This is a genomic window from Rhodococcus sp. MTM3W5.2 (genome assembly GCF_001984015.1).
GTDB lineage: Bacteria > Actinomycetota > Actinomycetes > Mycobacteriales > Mycobacteriaceae > Rhodococcus_G > Rhodococcus_G oryzae.
Genome location: NZ_CP019572.1, coordinates 491592 through 511613, shown reverse-complemented (window position 1 = coordinate 511613; position 20022 = coordinate 491592). Strand labels below are relative to the sequence as shown.

Here is a 20022-nt window from a genome sequence, read left to right as displayed (position 1 = left end):
GATGACATCGGCGTTCACATTCACACTTCCTCGCTGTAGTTGCGCAGCACGCTCACGAACAGATTCGTGCGCGCCCGGCGGACGGTGTCACTTTCTGGTTCCATCAGGCATTGGACGGTGGTCCCGTCGTGCACGGCCACCAACGCCCGGCCGAGGGCCTGCGGATCCGTCGCTCGCCGCCCGACGCCGGCCAGGCCGGCCTCGACGAGCGGCAGGATGGTGGCCAGGATCGCGTTCTCCCGCGCGGCCATCACCCGCTTGAGCGACGGGTTGCGGAGGGCGTGGGCGGTGAACTCCGCGGTGATCCGGTACCACCGGTCGTCGACCGGGATGGCCTCGAGCAGTGCCGCGGTCATCTCCTCGAGTGTGACCGGGCCCTGCTGCTTCGCGCGGGTCGCGACGTCCGCCTCCCTGACGTCGATCAGCATCTGCGCCGATCGCTGCTCCCACATCGCCAGGAACAGCTCGTCGAGGGAGGCGAAGTTCGAATAGAAGGCGCCCCGGGTGTAGCCGGCGCGTTCACAGATCTGCTCCACCGTCGAGCGCCCGAAGCCCTCCTCGGCGAAGACGAGCAGCGCAGCGTCGAGCAGCCGCTCCCGCGTCTGGATGCGGCGCTTCGTCACGCGCTTGCGCGTCGCGGATTCGGCCGTGTCGTCCACACGCATCAGCCGCTCCTTCCCGTGAGACCGCGCATTTCGATACATTTCTGCATCCGATGCGGAACCGTATCAGTTCGGTGGCGGCTCGTGTCGGGAATCGGGAGGCGGCCGCGCAGACGAAAGCCCCCGGCAGGTCCGGAGGCTTCGCGTGCGGTTCGGAGCGTCAGGTCCGCCGCGCGGTGACGAGCATCGGCTCGTGCAGGTCGAAGTACGACACGTCTCCCATCAGCCGACCCTCTTCCTCGAACAACGAGCGCAGGTCGTCGGGCATCTCGATCTTCTCGTGGGCGCGCGCCTCGGCTTCGGACGTGAAGTAGACGGTCTCGACGTACCCGCCACCACCGTCGGTGGCGAGGGTTCCGCCGACGATCTCCGGGCGCAACTGGTGCACCTGGTCGCCTGCCTGCGTCAGCACCTCCCGCATCCGGGCCGCGTCGCTGGTGTGGCCCTCCATGATCTGCACGAATCCGGCGTCGTCCGAGCCGCCGCCGAGCCACTCGGTCACCTCCGGGCAGTCCATGAAGGAGACCGGACCGTCGAAGCATCGCTCCGTCTCGGCCCACCAGGCGCCCTGCTCGGGGCGCTCACTGTTCCGGCGGGCCGCCTCCTCGGACTCGAACCGTGCCACCACGATGAAGGTCCCGTCCTCGGACATTCCGCGGGTCGACCCCAGAAAGCCGGTCGCTCCCGGCTGCAGTTCCTCCGCCCACCGGTCCATGCACCGGCGTAGACCCTCCTCGTCAGACACCTTTCCTTGGACGACTTGGATGAACATCTCTGCCTCCTCGAGCCGAGGCCTTGGCCCCGACCCAACGGATCACGGTGACCGACCGACGCGGTCCACCGATCGGCGGGCACCACCCGGCCCGCGCGGCGGCCACTACGGGTTCAATCCTTCGCCCGGCCCCCATCACGCGCAAGAGCGCTGTGGACCAGATCGGCGGGTGGTCGGGGCATTCTGCTGTCGGTACGCCCCGCGCACCATGCACGCGCGGACCCTTCCGATCAGGCCTCTCCGGATCGTTGCAACCGGACTAGAATTCACGATGTGAACCAGGCCTGGCCGGTGATCGAACGGCGTGCAGAATCCGCCGCGATCGCCGAAGCCTTGGAATCGACCAACGGTTCCCGCGGCGTTCTCGTCGAGGGCCTCACAGGCACCGGGAAAACCACCCTCGTCACGTCCTGCGCGGACACCCTTCCTCGCCCGATCCGGTGGCTCACCGGCACGGCGGCCTCCCAGAGCAAGCCGTTCGGCGCGGTCCGCCGCCTGGTAGACCCGACCTCCCCGTGGCGACTGGCGGCGCTGCTGTCCGACATGAGCCGTGGCCTGAGCGAGGAACTGGCGGACGGCACGATCGTCGTCGACGATGCCCACCTGCTGGACCCTCTGTCCGCAACCCTGCTCAACCAGCTGGCGACCGGCGGCGCGCTGGCATTGGTCGTGGCGATCCGGACAGGCGAGCCCGCACCCGCTGCGATCACCGCGTTGCGGAAGGACCGCGGGCTGGGCCGGGTCACCCTCGGTTGTTTCGATCGCGACGAAACCGAGACCGTGCTCGTCGCGGCGCTCGGCGGGCCGGTGGAGAGCCGAACGGTCGATCGCATCGCGACGGCCACGGGGGCAACCCCTTGTATCTACGGCGCCTGGTCGAGGGTTCGCTTGCCGTCGGCCACCTGAGCCGCACGAGCGGGATCTGGCAATTGCGCGGGGAACCCGTCGTCACCACAGAGCTGGCCCGCCGCTTCCGCGAACGCTGGCTCCAGACCACTCCGGGAACCCGCAGGGCCGTCGCATTGGTCGCCTTCGGTGAACCCCTCACCCTGGCGGTGCTGAGCGACCTGGCCAAGCAGGAATCGCTGCTGGGTGCCGAGCACACCGGGCTGGTCCGGTTCGGCGCCGAGGGCCCAACCCTGGTCGCGCGGCTGGCGTATCCGTTCCTCGGCGACGTGATCCGCGAGTGTGTGGACGCTCCGACGGCCCGCCGGATCAGAGGCGAGTTGGCGACCCGGCTCGCCGGCGCGGGAGACCCCGCCGAACGCATCCGGGCCGCGGAGCTCTCCCTGCGCAGTGATCGACCGGCTCGCACCCGCGAGCTCACAGCGGCGGCCGCCGACGCGATCATCCTCGGCGCCTTCGGCACGGCGGACGAGCTGGCCCGAGCCGCGGCGACCGACGGCGGCGGCTTCGAGGCCAACCTGATCCGCGCCGCCGCGCTGGCGGGAACTGACCGCGCCGCGGAGGCGGAATGGCTCCTGTCCATGCTCGACCCCACCCGGCGGACCGAGCCGGAACTGGTGCGGTGGGCAACGCTCCGGGCCGGAAACCTGTTCTGGAAACTGGGTTCCGGCGATCACGCGACAAACCTCTTGCACCTCACCCGCGCGCTGGTCACCACGCCGGCGAGCATCCAGCGTCTGGACGCCGCTCGCGCCGCCATCGACGTCCGGCTCGGACACACCTGTGCCGCAATAGAAGTTGCCGAGCGGATTCGCAACGCCCGGTGCGCCCCGTCCGAGGCCAGGATGTGGGCGGCAGGCGCCGGCTGCCTCGCGCTCAGCCTGATGGGCCGCGGAGGCGAGGTTCCGCAGTGGTCACGCGAGACGGACGGACTCACCCGATGGGACACGTCCGCACTGCGGTTCACCATCGGTCAGGGCGAAACGCTCGCCCTGATCTATGCAGGCGATTTCGGACCGGCCGAGCGCTGCGCACACCGATACCTGGAGCTGGCACGAAATCACGACGACACGTGGTACCGCATGAGCTCGCTGCTCGGAAAGCTCGAACTGGCCAGAGGTCGGCTGGACGAGGGGCGGAAGAGACTCGAGGAGGCGGCCTCTGGGCTGGCGCGGACCGATCCCGAGTGGCGAGTGTTCTCCAACCTCCTTCTGGCCCAGTGTTTTGCCCTACTGGGACGGCCATCCGACGGGATCGCGGCCGCCGAGCGTGCGGAGGGCGCCTTCGGCGAGGGCACGATGCTCTACCGGGCCGATCTCGGCATCACCCGGGCCTGGCTCGCGGCCGCCTCCGGTGACCTCGGCCGCGCCATCGGACTGGCCCGCCTGGCCGCCGACCAGGCAAGCGAGCACGGGCTGTTCGCCGTCGCGGCCGAGGCAATGCACACCGCCGTCCGGTTCGGCGATCGCGCCTGCGGCCCTCGGTTGACGGCGCTCGCGAACGTGGTGGACGGACACCTGATCGCCCCGATGACCGCACAGGCCGTCGCCGCCGCAGCGTCGGACGGCGACGGGTTGCTGGCCGCCGCATCACAGTTCGACCACCGCGGCTCGCGACTACTGGCGGCAGACGCATACGCCCAATCCGCGGCGGCCTATCGGCGAGCGGGCAATCGGCGAGCCGAACTGCGGGCATCCACACGGGCATACACCCTCGCCCGCCTGTGCGGCGACGCAGACACCCCCGCGATCCGCGCCGCCGCCGGACCGCTGCCGCTGACCCCGCGCGAGCACGAGGTGGCCGTGCTCGCGGCCGCCAAGCTGACGAACCACGAGATCGCGGCTCGGCTGGCGGTATCGACCCGCACCATCGAGGGCCACATCTATCACATCTACATGAAGCTCGAGGTGCCCGATCGCGAGAGCCTGGCCGAAACCATCCTCATGGAGACCACTCCGTAGCGGAGCTCAATCCTGACGATACGCCCTGTCCATCAGCGCTTCTCGATCTTTGGTGTCAAGTTTCGCGAGCAGGCGGTGCACATGCCCCTCGACCGTCCGCACGGACAGCGTCAGCCGCTCCGCGATCTCCCGATTGGTCATGCCCGTGGCGACGAGGGCGGCGACGACGCGTTCCCGTCCGGTCAGTGCCATCGGCTTCTCGAGCACGCTCAGCGCCGGGGTGCGCGCGCCCGCGCACTCGGCGGCGAGCCGCCGAGCCGTGGCCGCGGACCGCCGTTCATCGAGGCTGCCCCCACCCCGGTGATGCGTCATCGCAGCCTGCGCGGCTGCGTCGGCCGCGAGCAGATTCGCAGACATGGCCTCGAACTCGGCTGCGACACTGTCTAATCCGTGACCATCGCGATCCTGCCACGCCTGCGCGTGTGCCGCCGCGACACGGACGAACGGGCCGTCGACGCGGCGCGTGAGACGGTTCAGCCTTCCCGCCGCCGACCGATCCCCGAACCGGACCGCGGTGTGCAAGGCCATCGCCTCGACCGCGAACATCGACCCCTCCCGGGCGAGTGCGGCGGCGTCGCGTGCCACCCTGATCGCCTCCCGGTGTTCCCCACGCGCCGCGATGATCCACGCCCTGGCGTGTGACAGATCCGGTCCGAACGTTGCGAGATGCTCACCGAAGGACTCCTCTGCACAGTCGAGGGCCTCGATTGCCTGCTCGGCCCGTCCCTGCACGCCGAGTGCCTGACACAGGCCGATCGAGCACAGCACAACCCACATTCGTGGGCCACCGTTCACGGCTGCGGCGCGACCGCGCCGAAAGTGGTCCTCCGCCTCGATGACCCGGCCCGCCGCCAGGTGCGCGAGGCCGTGGATATACCCCTCCACCACCCACCTCGACCGTCCAGGAGGAGTGGCTATCGAATAACGGTCCAACATCTCGCTGACACCAGTGAGGTTGCCGGACAGGGTAGCCGCCGACACCTCGGCCACGCCGATCTGCATGCGCCCCAACAGGAACCCGGTGCCGGTGGCCGCCGCCACCCCGCGGGACGTGATCTCGGGCACCTCATCGGTGTGACCGGCCCTGGCCAGAGCGAACCCACCCGTGGATGCGGCAAAGCTCAGCGCCAGAGCCGAACTATTCTCCGCCCCGAAGAGGCTGCGCGTCAGCTCGATCGAACGCGGCACCTCGTTGGCAAAGAAGTCGAAGGTCACGTCCGCCGACATCAACACTTCCAATCCCTCGCGACTGGTCGCGTGTTCCCGCAGCCCGTCCAGCTCACGCCGGGCCGCGTCCTGCCTGTTGTCGAAGAAGTAGGTGGTCGCCCGCCACAGCCCCAGGCGAGATGTTCGTATTCCGGCACCTCGATGGGGTCGAATGAGCCGAGCAGCACATCGGCCTCCTGGGCCCTGCCCTGCCACGTCATGGCCCGCGCGAGGATCACCGCTGCCCGGAGCCCGCAGCCGCGGACTAGCGCCGCCTGCGCGAGCCGTTCCGCGAGGGGGTAGTCACACAGCGCGAGTGCACGTTCGGACGCATCGACCAGGAGTGCGTCGTCGAGGTCGACCTCGCCGTCCAGCGCGAGCGTCGCCATCCGGAGCTCCTCGCCCGCGGTCGGACCCGCGGCGAGGGCGCGCACCAATCGCCCCCGCAGGCTGCGCGCGGCCAGCATGGGAGTTCGCTCGCGAAGGGCCTCGCCCAGGACCGGGTGGCCCAGCCGCACCACGCGTAGGGTCCCGTCCGAACCGGACCAGAGGAGCCCCCGGCGTCGCGCCGCGGCCACCGCGCCGGGCGACGCGGCGCGAGCGAGCATCTTGATGTCGAGGTCACCGGCGAAGGCAAGCAGCCGCAACACGTCCATCACGTCCGGTTCCTCGGTCGGCAGACGCGATATGAGGAGCGTGGCCAGCTCATCGGTCACCACCGGGCGGGACTTGAGCTGCCAGACGCCACCGATCTGAAACAGCAATCCGGAATCCCAGGACCCCTCGACGAGGTGCCTCAGGTACAGCGGATTGCCCTCCGACACCTCCCACATCCACTGCGCGCTGACCCGATCCAGCGGCCCGTCCAGCGCCGCCTCGAGCACCCGATAGGCATCCTCGCGAGCGAAGGGAGCGAGATCGATTCGATCGAGTGCTCCGTCGGCCACGATCGCCGGTTCTGGGCCGCTGTCGACACTGCCGACGGTCACGACCAGGTGGACGTCGTCCTCCAGGAGCTGCCTGATCAGGGCCGCGGACAGCGGGTCCAACAGGTCGGCATCATCCACCACAAGGGTGATGTGACGACCGCCGAGAACGGATCGGGCATTCGCGAAGGCCATCACCTGATCGGGTGCCCCGCCAATCTCGATCAGGTGCGCAAAGGCGCCGAGCGGAATCCGGCGGGTCGACTCGGCGCCGACCGCCCACACGGCGCTGGGACTCTGCGATGCGATGGTGCGCGCCAGCGTCGTCTTCCCGACCCCGGCGGGGCCGACGATCACGACACCGCGTGACGGCGCCGGGGAGGAGGTCCCGATCTCGTCCCCCCGTGGGATCAATGGCCACCGAAGGACCATGGGGGAATTGTAGGCGTGGCCCCGCACGGTGTCGGGCCCGATGGCGCTGACCTCGTGCCTACGCGGCAATTGTGGTGCGACCGCTACGGCTGGACGGCCCGGCGCAATGCCGACACAAGCTCCCCGTGGCAACCAGCGCAAAGTCCTGAGGGCCACGTAGGAGATTGCGGGCAAACACCTGAATCACCCAGCGGCCAGGCATGGGGTCCTCGACACGGACAACCTCCACATTGTTCTCTGCGTCGGAGGGCCGCCGGACACTCCCAGGCAAATCGACATTTCCCACGAACTTCCGCCTGCCTGGATCCTCGACAATCATGCTGACGTCATTCTGCAGCGCCCTACCAGGCAGATCCGTGTACGCCATGCAGATCCGCAGCGGAAGTCCTGCACCAACCTGCAGAGTGAAACGGAAGGCTCGCCCTGTTTCGGCGAACTGCATCACTGTGCTCTTCCAGGTGTCCACGAATTCGAGTCGGAAGGTCGGCGCAGCCGCGCTTGGCAGCGTGGCCCCGAGGTCCACCTCCCCAAAACCCTGGTGGTAATTGGGCCGCAACCGGTGATCTGCTATCGAGTCGGCGCCGCTGAGCCAGCGTGTTCCGTTGATAAGCGTTGCCTTAAGTAGGGCGGCGCTGGGCGTCATGTCCCGTTTCGTAACGAAGTACTCGCGGACCAATGCGGCGCAGCCCGCGACAAGAGGACAGGCCATGCTGGTGCCGCCCATGTAGGCGTACCGGGAGTTCGCGTGCTGACCCCAGTAGTTTGCCGCCGGCGCCGAAGATGATCGGGTCGACAGAATGTCAGTGCCAGGTGCGACGAGGTCCGGCTTGATGCGGTGGTCATCGCATGGCCCCCTGCTGCTGAATGCGGCCATGCACTCCGGGTTCCCCGACACCCTATCTGTCGCGATCGGCGGGTTCGGAAAGTCCAGGCTCCACACCCCGCCGTACGTCTTGGCGGAGAGGCCACCGGAGGTGCGGCTGCTGCGCGCGGCCCCGACGGTAAGCGCGTTCTTGCAGGATGCCGGAGACCCCACGGACAGCCAGTCCACAAACCCAGGGGCAGAGTTGACCGGTGTTGCTGCCGTCCCCTCGTTTCCCGCTGCGATGACAATCAGCATGTCGCGCCGTTTGGCGACATAGTCGTCGACTTCGTTGGAGTTCACGGTGTAGGCCGATGCTGTGGCGGCACCCCAGCTGTTGTTGTGAATCCGGGCGCCGGCCTGGTACGCAGGTTCGAACAGATCTTCTAGTGCCACCGGCAGGCCACCAAGATTCCCATGCGAATCCAGAACTGACTGGAAGTACAGTCGCGCCTCCGGTGCCACCCCCGGAACTTTCCGGCCGATGAGGAGCCGTCCCCGAGAACCGACCCTGCTACATGTGTACCGTGCCCGTTCGGATCAGATGCGTTACCCGGCCGCCCCAGGGCCACCGCCGCAGCGATCCGCCCCTGAAAGTCGGGGTGGGTTTCATCAAGTCCGGTGTCCGCCACCGCGACAATCTGCCCTGCTCCGCGGTACGCAAGATCATGTCCCGGGTTCGACGAGGTGACCCCGAGGATCACGCGGGCAACGTCATTGAACAGCTTCGGAGGAACGTACTCGACCATGTTCAGGACGCCGGGCAATGTCGCAATGCGACTTTCGAGTGCGGGATCGGGATTCATTTCAAGGCGGATCTTCCGGCCTCCCACACCTATCACGGCTACCTGCTGCTCTGACAACCAGTCCCGTACCGAATCGTGCGCAGATTCCTCGGAGAGCCATAGGTCCCAAACACGCCTACGCGCCGACTCCTCTCCGTCGTCCGCAGCCCGAGCGCCGTCTGTCAGGGTGATAGGTCCGGTTACCTCCGGGCCGTACCGGGCCACATCGTGAACGAATGGCAGATTGACGAGGTCTTCGGCCTGTTCCGGAGTCGCCGTCGCCACGTAGGCGAACCGAGGCACATACTCGTCGAGCCGGGCACCTGCGGCCTCGACTGCGGCTCTCCTGTCGGCATCCAGTGGGCCGTCGAGACTCACCATCCAGTGGATCGGCACGTTCGGCTCTGGAATCGGCATGTCGTCGTTGTTACCGGCGGTCCAAGCCTCCACACCGGTCGATGCCGTCAATGCTCTTCGGGCGATCGCCGACGTCGTGGGAGGTCCCGCGGCAGGCAACTCATCGATGATCAAGCCCTGGTCCTCCAGCGCCGCTATTCTGCTGTCGTCTATCGTGCCGATCACGTAGCTGTCCGTCTGTTGCACAGGATCGATCGCGCCTGCCGCAAGCCACTCCTGTTCGTACATCGGATACGCGATGACCCGCTTGATTACCATGGGATTTGCTCCTGAGCTTTCGGACTCCCGATTCCGGCTCGCCGCAGGTATCGGTGCGTCGAACCCGAACCGTGAAGGGAGGACGGTACCTTCGCGGAGCGAACTGGCCTTCGAGCTTCGACACGCGCCAGACTCGCAGAGAACAGTCACTTCGCCGTCACCGCGGCGTCATCGGGAGGAGCCCATTCGACGCTGCACCGCCCCAGTGCCGTTCATTTGTCGATTGCTCAACCTCATATCTGGCGGAAATGAGTAGTCGCCTACCCGTGCGGTCCTCCGCGAACAAACATAGGCTCACACCCAGGCTGTTCGACATTCACCCGCGAGAGGTGTCGTCACATGACCATTCCGGGCTCGCTGATCATCTCGTCCACGGCCGCCGAAGCGTCAGTCGAACGAGAAGCAATCAGCAGGCGACTGTCGTTGCGACTCCTGCCTCAGCTCACCCTGGCAGTCGATGGCAAACAGGTGAGCGTGAGTAATCGCGCGGAGCGGATGCTGGCATTACTGGCGGTGCGGAACGGCTCGTGCCGGCGCGCGACCGTTGCGGAATCACTCTGGCCGGATGCAGCCGTCGACCGGGCACTGGCCAGCTTGCGCACCACGCTGTGGACTCTGCACAAGATCGATTCAAATATCGTCCGGGTGAGTCCGTCGCGGCTGTCACTGTCCCCGGGCGCAGCTGTGGATCTCCACGATGCCAGCGGAGTCGCGAGGAGGCTGATAGATGACACGATCTGGATCACCGATGTCCCTCGTACCCTCCAGTTGCTGAGCCAGGATCTGCTACCCGATTGGTTCGATGAATGGATTGTGTTCGAGCAGGAGCACTTTCGACAGATGAGACTCCATGCGCTCGAAGCCCTCGGCGTGCAGCTATTGAGGCGCGATCTCCACGCCCACGCTGTCCTCGCGGGCCTCGAGGCGGTCGCGTGTGAACCCCTGCGGGAAAGTGCCCACCGATTGTTGATGTGTGCGCACATCAGTGAGGGAAACCAATACGAGGCGATCAAGCGGTATCACATTTACGCGACGTTACTCCGCGACGAACTCGGGCTCCGCCCTCCGCCACGATGGATTCGCTGCTCGAGCGTGCCATGACGGGTGGTACGGATGACACCGACGTAACGATCCCCTGACGATTCACTGTGACGATGCTTCCGTGACCATCCGAACTGGCGACGGCTGCGGCGACGATCCACTCGATCGAGTGTCGGTGGCAACGGTCCGTGTATTCGACGACCGGAGGGGCACCGTTCGGTACCGGCTCACAAGGACGCCATATGCGCTTGGCGCCGAGCGCGTATCGTCGACCCTCGCCAGTCAGAAGGAACTTCGCGAGGCAATCGACGTTTGGGTGACCCGGATCGTCACCGGTCGCTGACAGCCACGTCCACGTCGGCGACCACTGTGACGTCGACTGCCCGTCGTCGCGGAGCTCGGCGTCGCTTGATACCGGAATCTTGACTTGCAGAACACGGTACGGCTACCCCGCATCGGGGCCATCGGTCTTCCACTGACTCGACAGGATGCGGAACCCGCGATCCAATCTCGAACCGGAGACGATCGACGGCCATAGAGCTGCGCCACCGTGTCGTCCCCTTCTTGCCCCAACCGCCGCCGCGCCCGATGGGCGTGCTCTCGTGCGCGTCGTAGAGGTTGTCGGTGATCTCGGAAAGACGCGCACGTCGATGTCGAGCCGCCGAGGTTGGAAGAATCGAAGTTCGAACACCCACTTGCCCTGGATGCGGCGCAGGCACATCTCCCCGAACCTGTCCGCCGAACCCACTCCCTCCAGCACCGGCGTGATTTCGTTGCCCCAACTCCACGCCTCGTTCCTCCATCCCCAGCCCTCGTACCCGCTCGGGTCCGCGATCCGGTCACTGCGCACGCGTCGAAGATCAGGGGCTTGTCGCGTTGGAAGCCCGTGGAGAACACGTACACCCACCCGTCCTCGGCGACATCCCAGGTCCACAGCTGAGCGAGCCCGCGCTGCAACCCCGGATCGAACTTGGCGCCGGTGTGCTGCCAGGTATGGCTGTCGTCGGTCGACTTCCAAATCTCGGTCCATTCTCGTAGCTCTTGGTTTCGCGTGGGTTGGCTGTCCGTATCGCTACTCCCTTCCTGACGGGATCGGCTTTGTCCACAGCTTGCCGATCTTGTCGTATCGCACTGGATTCAGTGCTTGAGGTGGCGCAACGCCACCGCGCCCTCCGCGGCCGCGGTGAACGCGGCAGTGCGCATCGCTGTTCCGGATACCCGCGCCTCCAGTCCACCTGCGCGCACGTTCTGCTCGTTGCGAACCCGTGGCACTCAAACCTCCAACCACACGAGCAAGCACGCATATTCACGTCCGAATTAGTTGCCTGAACCATCGCCATAGTCGGCACACCCAACCCCACCAACGTCCGCCACACGGGTTCACAGTGCGGTCGGGGAACTCCTTACCCTGGACAGTGATCGAAACGACTGGATTGTCACTGGAGTTGTAGGCCAAGATCCTGGTGTACCGGCCGTCGTAGTGGCTTAGGAGTTCACCCATGTCCCGCTGTGGGTAGACGACACCGTCGGGCGGAGGTGGAGTGAACGGTAGGAATCGTCCGTCCGTTGAGGTGATCACAACGTCACTGGCCCGGAACGGGCCTAGCCACCCACCCTGGGCATCCATCGGCGTCACCGTGATCATCACGGCACGCCTCTCCCCATCGATATTGACGGGTCTAAGCTCGACGTTCGACGATGCCGGCTCGACGCCCACCGATACCCAGAAGGACCGGGTCGCGGCACGGAAGAACGGGTTGCCATCCGGCGTGCTGCCGCTGATCGTGAACCGCCAGGTGTAGGTGCCCTCCGTGTTCAGGTTGTCGTAGCAGTTGGTGTACGTGCCGTCGTCGCGGATCCCTTCCAGGTGGCGCCCATCATCCCAGAGTTGGTCGGTGCCGTCCCAGAAGACTCCTGTGGGTCTCGTAACAGGTAAGCCGCCGCTGTGTTCGCCCAGTAGCGTGCTGAGCATGGCAGCCTGGGGTGCCAACGGGTCGGGGCCGCTCGGGCGGCCGGGTTTGTAATCGGCCGCGCCAGCGGCCAGGAATGTACCTAGTCCTTCACCCGGTCTGGCCAACTCGACGAACACCCGGGCGCCGGCGACCGGCTCACCGCCCGCGGCGATCTGGCACGTCAACAAAGCTCGCTGGCCGGTGGAGTAACAGTCACGGTCGAACCGGATGTCCGCCTTGACGAACAGGTCCACCAGCGCAAGGAGGTCGCCGGTCGCAATGGGTTTCTGGGTCACGCCGTTCTCCCAGTACTCCACCCGCCACGTGCTCGGCGGCACGTCGCCGGTGAAGTGCGCGCTCAGGTCAACGGTTGCAATCCCGTGGTTGGCGCGCTGGTGTTCAATAATCCCCGTAGCCCCGATGGCACCGGGCCCGGCCACCTGCTGCTCGGCACCGCCGCCGAACGAGCGGAACACTTTCATCCGATCATTGATCGACTTCCACCTCAGCGCAAACACGAGGCGGTGTTCGTTAGTGCTGACCGGAATCGTGTGGCTGGGGTTGACCGGGGTGATGTTCTCAGACTCGATGGCGTTGCCGAGCATTTCGCCGAATGTGAGCATCAACTCATTGGCTTGCGCCGCGCGGTAGAAGCCTCGACTTGAAGCGGTGGCGGCGAGATCCTGCAGCGCGGAGTCTTGCACGGTCGCCAGCGGTCCCAGACCGACTGTGTAGATGGCCAGTCTCCGATTCACCGCGTCTCGGCCGCCGATCCTGCGCTGGCTATCGAAGGTCGCGGTGGCGTTCGACGGTACCGGGGAATCATCCTCGACGACCACCGAACCGGAGTTCTCGATCCCGTCGGTCATCAGCATGATCACATAACGGTCATCGGCGCTTCCGTTGATGTCCCCGAACTTGTCGATCGCGGCGATCAGTGCGTCGCCGATCGGCGTGCACCCGCCCGGTACACCCAGGTCGAGGGTCTGAGTTTCGAGTTCTGCGACCGCACCGAGATCCCCACTTACCGGCAGGTCGATCTTGATCGGCCCGGCCGGTTCGCTCCGCCAACCGCAGATGGAAGCCTCGAAGATCATGATGCCGGCGCTGTCGTTCGTGCCGATATTGCCCCGCAACGCGATCCACAGGTCGGCCCAGACGTGGGCGGCTTGCCTGGCAAACTCCCACCGGGTCAGCGAGGTGCCGGGCATGTTGGCGAGCATGCTGCCGGACCGGTCGACCACCAGCAGCATGTGCTGGGTGCGTGGGGTGACCGGCAGTGTGACGTCGGCAGTGGCGACCGGTTCGGACGGATCGGGGGTCATGTTCGGAATTTCGTCGTAGAACGCGGTGAGGCGGTATCCGATGTCCAGGGGGCCGTATACCCCCGGCGCCACAAACGCGGGCGAGGCCGTGATCGTCGCGTTGACCGGCGCGGTGGCAATGGTCGCGCTGAACGCCGTGCTCGGTGGTGGTGCGCTGATCATGGCGGGAGTGGTTTGTGACCACCGTGCGCGCAGGATCGGCGGTGCCGGCGTACCAGCCGGGCCGACGCCGAGAGGGACCGTGGTGTAGTTTGCGCTTCCTGTGAGGCTGATCGGTGTCTTCTCCAGCAGCGGGGCCAGGGCGGGCGCGGCGGCCACCGGGTCCGCGAGAATCCTGGTGATCCCGGCGTCGCCAGCGTTAACCTGGAACTGCGCTGTTTCCGTCGGTATAATCCCGCCTGCTCGCAGCAACCAGGTGGTGTGGAACATGTTCGTGGCCGAGATTGTGACAACGACGACGGAACCGCCACCGCCAGGTGCACCGGAGCTGTCGACGCTGCGCGTCGCGTTGCTGTCGGTCGGGATCGGTCCGGTGGTCGACAGAGCGATGGGCACGCCCGCCCCTCGGTGAGGGTGACTGTGGCCGCCACCGGACAATGCAGCTCGAGTTCAGCTTCCTCGCCGATGCCCAGATCGATGTCGATGTAGTACCAGGCATTGGTGGAGCCCTCGACGGCGTACGACGAGGATCCGATGGTCGTAGGGGCGATCGTGGCTGGCATGGCGGGCCTTCCTCTGCAAGCATGGATTACTAGCTAGAGTTCCGTGATGAACTGCTTCGAGAAGATGTCGAGGTTCCCGGTTCGGCTGCTTAACCAGAACAGCAGCACGATGCCGCCAGGGCCGAGCAGGGGGAACGGCTGGTCGTCGGCGGCAGCCGAGCCGGTGATCTGGCGGGCGTTCCCCCAACTGTTGGTGGCTTTCAGATAGCGCTGCAACCAGACCGACCGGACACTGCTGGGTGCGGTGACCTGGCTCCAGAACAGCCACGCCGCACCGTCAGTGCCGCGAACCGCGCTCGGCCTGGCAGCACCCGCGCCGGTGACCGCCACCGACGGGGACGTGGTTGGCCAGGTCACGGGCGCAGGAAGCGAGATCCGTTGGTATGAAACGGATGACGCCGGATCGACGCCACTGTGCCAGAACACCCATACTGCCTCGCCACCGTCGGCGAGCACGAAAGGCTGCTCGTTGACGCCGCCAGCGGACACCGTCTGCTCGTCGATCGATAGCGTTGATGGGCGCAGGCGGACCAACCTGATGCTGGCGTTGCCACCGCCGTCATCGGTCCGAAACGCCGCCCAGACGTCTCCGTTGTCGTCCAGCGCGGCTGAGAAGTCGCCGATGCTGCCGGAATGCACAGCGGCGTTGGTGGCCGAAAGCTGCTGGGCGGACGTGTCGACGAACGTGCTATCGGTATGGCGCCAGCGCCGGAAGTGCCAAGTGCGAGTAGCGCCGACCTGCAGCCAAAAGAACACCACGAGGTCACCGGCCAGCACGGCGTGCGGTTGGCGGTCGGTCGTTGCGGTCGTGGCAACCGCAATCTCTGGCGCGCTAGCCAGGGCGGCGGGCGTGCCGCGTCTGGCGGAGATATCCAGTGCACCCGTTTCGTAGGCTACGACCAGATCGCCGTTCGGAAGCGTCACCGAATCCGGAAAGGCGTGTGCTGTCGGGCCGGGCGTGACCTGGACCGGCAGGTTTGTCGCGGCTGCAGCGGGTACGGCCAGTGGCCAGCGGGTGAGGAAGATCTGATTGACGTTGGCGGCCCGGCGCGAGTGCCAGAGGGCCACGATGTCGTTATCCACGACCGAAAACGCGGTGGACATGAAGTCCTGTGCGGGAGCCGGCGCAATCGCGGTGTCGGCGGTGCTGGGCAGCTCACCCCGCAGCAACGCGTTGATCGCTTCCCGCAGGCTGGTGAGCGGCCGGTTCTCGCCGCGCCGGTAGGCGTCCGGGCTGGTGCCCAGCACGTCCTCGATCAGGGTGCTTGGCGGCACGAGCAGGCTGCGTGGACGCAGGTCCGCCACCGTGTTGAGGGCGGCGACAACGGCCTGGCGGGGGAGCCGTGCCAGCGCGCAGTAGGAATGGCCGGACCGGAAGTCCGCGTTACCAGCCACCGGCACCGTATCGCTACCGAGGCGGACGCGTACCGCCCATTCCCGCCGCGTGCGGACGCACGACTCGACCCCGATCAACGGGTTGATCAACCCATCGTCCTCGACGGCAGTGACCTCACGTTCCCAGACATCCAGGTACACCAGATCGTCCCGGTTGCCCGGAGACGCGGACAACGCCGGTACCACGGGGACGCCCCATTCCACCGCGAGGGTGTTGTTGTCGAACAACGGCTGCGAGCTGTACGTCAGGCGTGCCTCGATGATCGCGTCGCGGCCGTCGACCAGCAGTCGGCCGGCCCCTTCGGGGGTGCCATCGCCACCCATGATTGTGAAGTCGTCGCCGGTGCCGACCGATGCGCTCACCCCGGTGACCGTGGCGTTGACAGCGGCGACGACCTCGGCCGCGGTGGCGGCGCCGATGTTCGCGAACGATCCGGCGGTGAATGTCACCGTCTCGTTGGCCGTCCCCTCGGCGCTGACTGCGAGGGTCATTCCCGCAGTCAGGGCGAACGGTGGGGCCGCGTCGCCGGTGAGCTGTGCTGGGCTGGAGCCGGTGCGCGCGGTGGTCCGGTTGGCCGCGGCGAACCCGAGCGCAGCGGCGGCTGTCGACGTTGCGACGTCGACGGTAACCGACGAGCGGGCCGGCCCGGTGCCGAGCGATGTCAGGCGGATGGTCCCGACGCCGCCTCCGGCCAGCGGCGCGATCCGGAACCCGTCGTTGCCCGCCGGCACACCGTCCCCGACGAACCACTTCAGGAACGCCTGCAGCTCGTACTTGCGGATGTCCTCGAGTTCGTTCCAGTCCGCGTCAACGATGGGTACGCCCTGCTGCAGCCGGACGCCGACGTAGTGTTTCATCCGGTCGAACGTGCTGCGGGAGAAGTCGCCCATGGTGGTTCTCCTAGCTCGGGCTGTCGATCAGGATGACGCGGACCTGGGCCGGCAGGAACCCGCGCAGGCCCTGCTCGACCTGTTCGAGTTGCGCGGCGCGGGCCGCCTGGTGCGGCAGGTCGATTGCCGTGTCCAGAAAGACCCCACGATGTCGTAGCCGTACCGGGCGTTCGGGCCCGTGGCGTAGCTGTAGGTGGCGAAGTCGTCGAGATGGCCGCGCAGGGCGAGCTTCGCGGAGTCGCGAGTGTCCACGGTGGTGCTTCCGGAGTACCGCCGGTCCACGGTCCGGGTCGCCCGGTAGACCTCGCTGGCGTAGGTCACCGGCCGGTTAGACCCGGTGAACAGCCAGAGCCCGGCCGGGGTCGACAGTGGCATCGGCCCGCGTTCGGCGTAGGGTCCGCTGCTCACCGCGTCTGCGGTGGACCAGGTGTTCGTGACGGCGTCGAACGTGCTGTGCCACACCGACCATGTCCCGCTGCGGTTGGACGAGAAGAACAGCTCTACCCGGCCCGCCACGACGACGGGCGCGGGTTCCCGATTGTCGAAGGTGGACGGTGCTGACAGTTGGGTCACCGCGCTCCACCCGGCCGCGTCCGGCACCAGAGTGCTCTTGGTGCGGTACACGATCCTCCATCTCCCGATTGGGCTCCGCCGTGCCCAGAACAGCCAGAGCCGCGCGCTCGCACCGGTTACGCCGCCGATCGCGATCGGGTCGTCGACCCGCGGCGGGCCCCCGAGGTCAAGCGGGAATGTAACCGGCGCGCTCCACGATGTCCCGTCATGCCTGGCGTAACGAAAAATCCAGGTGTCCGCCCCCCGCTCCTGCCAGAACAACCAGACGCCGCCGGAACCGTCCGCGGCCGCCGCGGGCCGCCGACGTTGGATGCCGGGGGTGCCGAACACTACATCGTCCGACCAGCCGGCGCCCTCACGCGTCCGGTACCGGATCTCCCAGCTGTCATGGACCGCGTCGTACGCCGACCAGAACGCCCACAACTGGGCACCCTGAGTCACGGCGGAGGGATGTAGCTGCGCGGCGCCGGCGGGCGAGAACGGCTCGCTGGGGCCGAACACGTCGGATCGCGCCGACTTGACCCACAGCTGCCAGCCCCCACTTCGGAGAGTGTGGTACAGCAGCCACAGTGTTCCGTCGGAGCCGCGCGCGGCGGCCGGTCTGCCCTGGTAGCCGAAGTCGAGCGACAGGGGCGCCGCGGGCATCGTCCAGGTCACGCCGGTGCGGTGCCGCGCCCAGATATTGTGGCGCTGCGGGGAGTTGGAGTGCGCGACGTTGGCGGCGTACTCCTTGGTCTTGCTCTCCCGGCCGAGGATCCGCTTGACCGTCGCCTCCAACGTGGGGACCAGCCCGACCACCCGATACACCGCGGGTGCCGCGCGCAGCTCGTCCCGTTGCGCGGCGAGGTCCACACTCACGTCGAGCGGCCAGTTGATCCATTGCGCGAGCAGGGGCAGTAAGGCGCCGTCGACCTGGTCAACATCGTGCTGGTGCAGGAGCGCCTGAGCGAGGCTGCGGACCTGGTCGAGCTGCCCACCGGGCAGGTCGAGCAGCCGGCGCAGCGCGCCCAGGGTGTCGTATCGCCGGTACAGCGCGGGCAGCAGGTCGTACATCTGACCGGCGTAGCCGAACGGCGAGGTGGCCAGCGCGGCGACCCGGTTGCGCGGGTCGATGTCGAACACCGGCGGACCACCGGAGAACGGGAAGAGCGCGTAGTAGTACGTGGTCTCGCCCCGCAGCCCGATGTCGAGGGCCCCGGTAAGACCGGCGCCCTGCGTGACCAGGGTGCCGTCGGTCGGGGAATCGGGGTAGCGAGAGGTCCGGCGCATCACTCGGATACCGGTAAACGCCAACGGTTCCGGGTTCTCCCACGCGAGTGTGATCCGGTTGCCGGCCGGGTCGGCGGTGGCGGTGAGGGCGCGCAGCTGCATCAGTAGCCACCCTCCATGATCAGTTTGATCCCGCCCCGGTAGTCCACGGCGGCCGGGACCACGGGGATCTCGTTCGGCCCGAGGGAGAGCTTGCCGGTTGGCTCGACTGCGCCGGGCGCCATGCCGTCCAGGCGGAACTCGGTGACCGTGGTGTACGCGACGCCCGGCACCGACTCGATCGCCTCGTACACCTTGCTCAGGTAGAGGTGCTGTCCGAAGTCCACGGACGGGAACGCCAGCAGGCCACCGGCCACAGTCCGGATCGCCGCTGCGACAGCGGATTGGGCATAGAAGCTGTCGACCCCGACGGTGGCCGTCACCCACACCGGGACGTAGTCGACGTCGGCGATCTCGACCACGGTGGTGATCGCCCGTTTGTCCGCAAAGTACGCCAGCAGGGCCGCCGCCAGGACATCGCTGACCTGACCACCCTCGGCCGGCGCGACGAACAGGGTGATCACGTTGCGCCGGTCGGCACTGGCCCGAACCTTACCGACCCCGTTGACGGACAACGCGAGCGCGCGGTAGTCCTCGACGGTCACGGCCCGTCCGAGAGAGCGGAAGACCGTCGGTGCGTTGTCCACGGCGTGCTCGATGCTTTCCCGTTCCGCGCCACCGGTGGCCGGCGCGGGGTTGAAGACCCGGGCACCAATCGTGGCGAGAGCGGGCGCGTCCACCACTGTCCTGATGGTGTTCGCGGCGACGTTGCCGAGCGCGCCACCGCCGACCCGGTAGGTGACCCGGATCGTGCTGCCGAGCGGCGGGATGGCACCGGTGACCCGCCCGTCGCCGAACCGCAGGGTCGCCCGGTCGTCCTCGTCGATGTCCACCACGAAGTCCCGCTGTGAACCTCGGCTGAACGCGAGGCTGCGCTGCGGGGACCAGGGCTCGCCGCCGAGTTCGGTCTGCACCACGATGTCCGGGCTCGCCGCCTGGGTCGGGCCCAGCGACCGGAGGATGATTCCGGCTCGCAACAACGGAAAGCGCTGGCCGGGGGAGCCGTCGGAAACCCCCACAACCTCGTCGGGCACCAGCCGGCCCTGCTCGACCGGAATGCCTTCGACGTAGATCTTCCGGGTCGCGTCGGCCGGATCGGTCGGCAGGGTGTCGAGGTCGATCGGCAGCGCCTCCGTTCCGTTGTACTCGAAGCGAACGCTCGGCCGGCCAGGCTGGCTCGCGGTCCCGACCGCCGCGCCGCGGTTGATCGTGACCACCCCGGTCGACGCCGTCGGCACGGTCACCGTCAGCCGGGCCGCCGCCGGGACGGCGGTCGCCATCCGGTACCCGATCAGGTTGAGGTGGTCGATCACGCTGCGGCGGGTCTGGGCCGAGCCGAGGAAACTTTCGTTGGCCACCCGATCCTGGTAGTAGCTCAGGATGTCGCCCATGTGCGCGAACAGTTGCAGCAGCACGTTGCCGAAATCGGCCTCCGCGGTGTACTCCGTCCACTCCGGAAGCTTGTCCGGGACCAGGGTCAGCATCGCCCGCAGCAGGCTGTCGTAGTCGCGGGCCATGTAGTCGATGACCGGGCGGCCCCCGGGGAACGGATGTCAACCATGGCAGTC

The 20022-nt window shown here is 67.2% G+C and carries 14 protein-coding genes; 3 read left to right on the top strand and 11 right to left on the bottom strand.

Annotation, left to right across the window (positions count from 1 at the left end; translation table 11 throughout):
• Positions 1 to 20: 20 nt before the first annotated feature.
• A complete protein-coding gene (locus BTZ20_RS02360) occupies positions 21 to 665 on the bottom strand; it encodes a TetR/AcrR family transcriptional regulator (protein ID WP_077040244.1) in 645 nt (214 codons plus the stop codon).
• Positions 666 to 822: 157 nt separating this feature from the next.
• Positions 823 to 1434: a hypothetical protein gene (locus BTZ20_RS02355; RefSeq protein ID WP_077040243.1), complete on the bottom strand. Its 612-nt coding sequence runs from the start codon at positions 1432 to 1434 to the stop codon at positions 823 to 825.
• 273 nt (positions 1435 to 1707) lie between these two features.
• Here BTZ20_RS02355 and BTZ20_RS02350 point away from each other — a divergent pair, with 273 nt between their 5' ends.
• A complete protein-coding gene (locus BTZ20_RS02350) occupies positions 1708 to 2340 on the top strand; it encodes an ATP-binding protein (RefSeq protein ID WP_077040242.1) in 633 nt (210 codons plus the stop codon).
• Positions 2341 to 2363: 23 nt separating this feature from the next.
• Positions 2364 to 4301 (top strand): helix-turn-helix transcriptional regulator, encoded by a 1938-nt coding sequence (locus BTZ20_RS02345; RefSeq protein ID WP_145982169.1) that lies wholly within the window; start codon positions 2364 to 2366, stop codon positions 4299 to 4301.
• A 6-nt stretch (positions 4302 to 4307) separates the two neighbouring features.
• Here the strand turns inward: BTZ20_RS02345 and BTZ20_RS02340 are convergent, their stop codons facing one another.
• The 4 genes from BTZ20_RS02340 to BTZ20_RS28820 are packed head-to-tail and all read right to left on the bottom strand — an operon-like array spanning position 4308 to position 9187.
• The gene (locus BTZ20_RS02340; protein WP_077040240.1) at positions 4308 to 5528 is read right to left on the bottom strand and encodes a helix-turn-helix domain-containing protein; all 1221 of its coding nucleotides are present in this window, start codon (positions 5526 to 5528) and stop codon (positions 4308 to 4310) included.
• Entirely contained in the window at positions 5528 to 6865 is a 1338-nt protein-coding gene (locus BTZ20_RS02335; protein ID WP_145982168.1) for an ATP-binding protein, read from the bottom strand. Before BTZ20_RS02335 ends, BTZ20_RS02340 begins: the two co-directional genes overlap by 1 nt.
• 58 nt (positions 6866 to 6923) lie before the next feature.
• A complete protein-coding gene (locus BTZ20_RS02330) occupies positions 6924 to 8192 on the bottom strand; it encodes a S8 family serine peptidase (protein WP_077040238.1) in 1269 nt (422 codons plus the stop codon).
• On the bottom strand, positions 8114 to 9187 hold the full coding sequence (locus tag BTZ20_RS28820; protein WP_077040237.1) for a S8 family serine peptidase: 1074 nt from the start codon (positions 9185 to 9187) through the stop codon (positions 8114 to 8116). The genes BTZ20_RS02330 and BTZ20_RS28820 overlap by 79 nt, the downstream gene beginning before the upstream one ends.
• A 339-nt stretch (positions 9188 to 9526) precedes the next feature.
• On the opposite strand from BTZ20_RS28820, the gene BTZ20_RS02320 reads away from it, so the two are divergent.
• Positions 9527 to 10288: a BTAD domain-containing putative transcriptional regulator gene (locus BTZ20_RS02320; RefSeq protein WP_083742468.1), complete on the top strand. Its 762-nt coding sequence runs from the start codon at positions 9527 to 9529 to the stop codon at positions 10286 to 10288.
• A gap of 1077 nt (positions 10289 to 11365) precedes the next feature.
• Here BTZ20_RS02320 and BTZ20_RS28815 read toward each other — a convergent pair.
• The 5 genes from BTZ20_RS28815 to BTZ20_RS02295 all read right to left on the bottom strand — a co-directional run bounded on the left by BTZ20_RS28815 (position 11366) and on the right by BTZ20_RS02295 (position 19971).
• Positions 11366 to 11500 (bottom strand): hypothetical protein, encoded by a 135-nt coding sequence (locus BTZ20_RS28815; protein ID WP_262982538.1) that lies wholly within the window; start codon positions 11498 to 11500, stop codon positions 11366 to 11368.
• Positions 11501 to 11534: 34 nt separating this feature from the next.
• Complete coding sequence (locus BTZ20_RS02310; protein WP_077040235.1) at positions 11535 to 14060, bottom strand: vWA domain-containing protein; 2526 nt, start codon at positions 14058 to 14060, stop codon at positions 11535 to 11537.
• A gap of 200 nt (positions 14061 to 14260) precedes the next feature.
• Positions 14261 to 16513 (bottom strand): DUF6519 domain-containing protein, encoded by a 2253-nt coding sequence (locus tag BTZ20_RS02305; RefSeq protein WP_077040234.1) that lies wholly within the window; start codon positions 16511 to 16513, stop codon positions 14261 to 14263.
• A 27-nt stretch (positions 16514 to 16540) separates the two neighbouring features.
• On the bottom strand, positions 16541 to 18457 hold the full coding sequence (locus BTZ20_RS02300; RefSeq protein ID WP_077040233.1) for a hypothetical protein: 1917 nt from the start codon (positions 18455 to 18457) through the stop codon (positions 16541 to 16543).
• The gene (locus tag BTZ20_RS02295) at positions 18457 to 19971 is read right to left on the bottom strand and encodes a baseplate J/gp47 family protein (RefSeq protein WP_077040232.1); all 1515 of its coding nucleotides are present in this window, start codon (positions 19969 to 19971) and stop codon (positions 18457 to 18459) included. Before BTZ20_RS02295 ends, BTZ20_RS02300 begins: the two co-directional genes overlap by 1 nt.
• Positions 19972 to 20022: the final 51 nt, after the last annotated feature.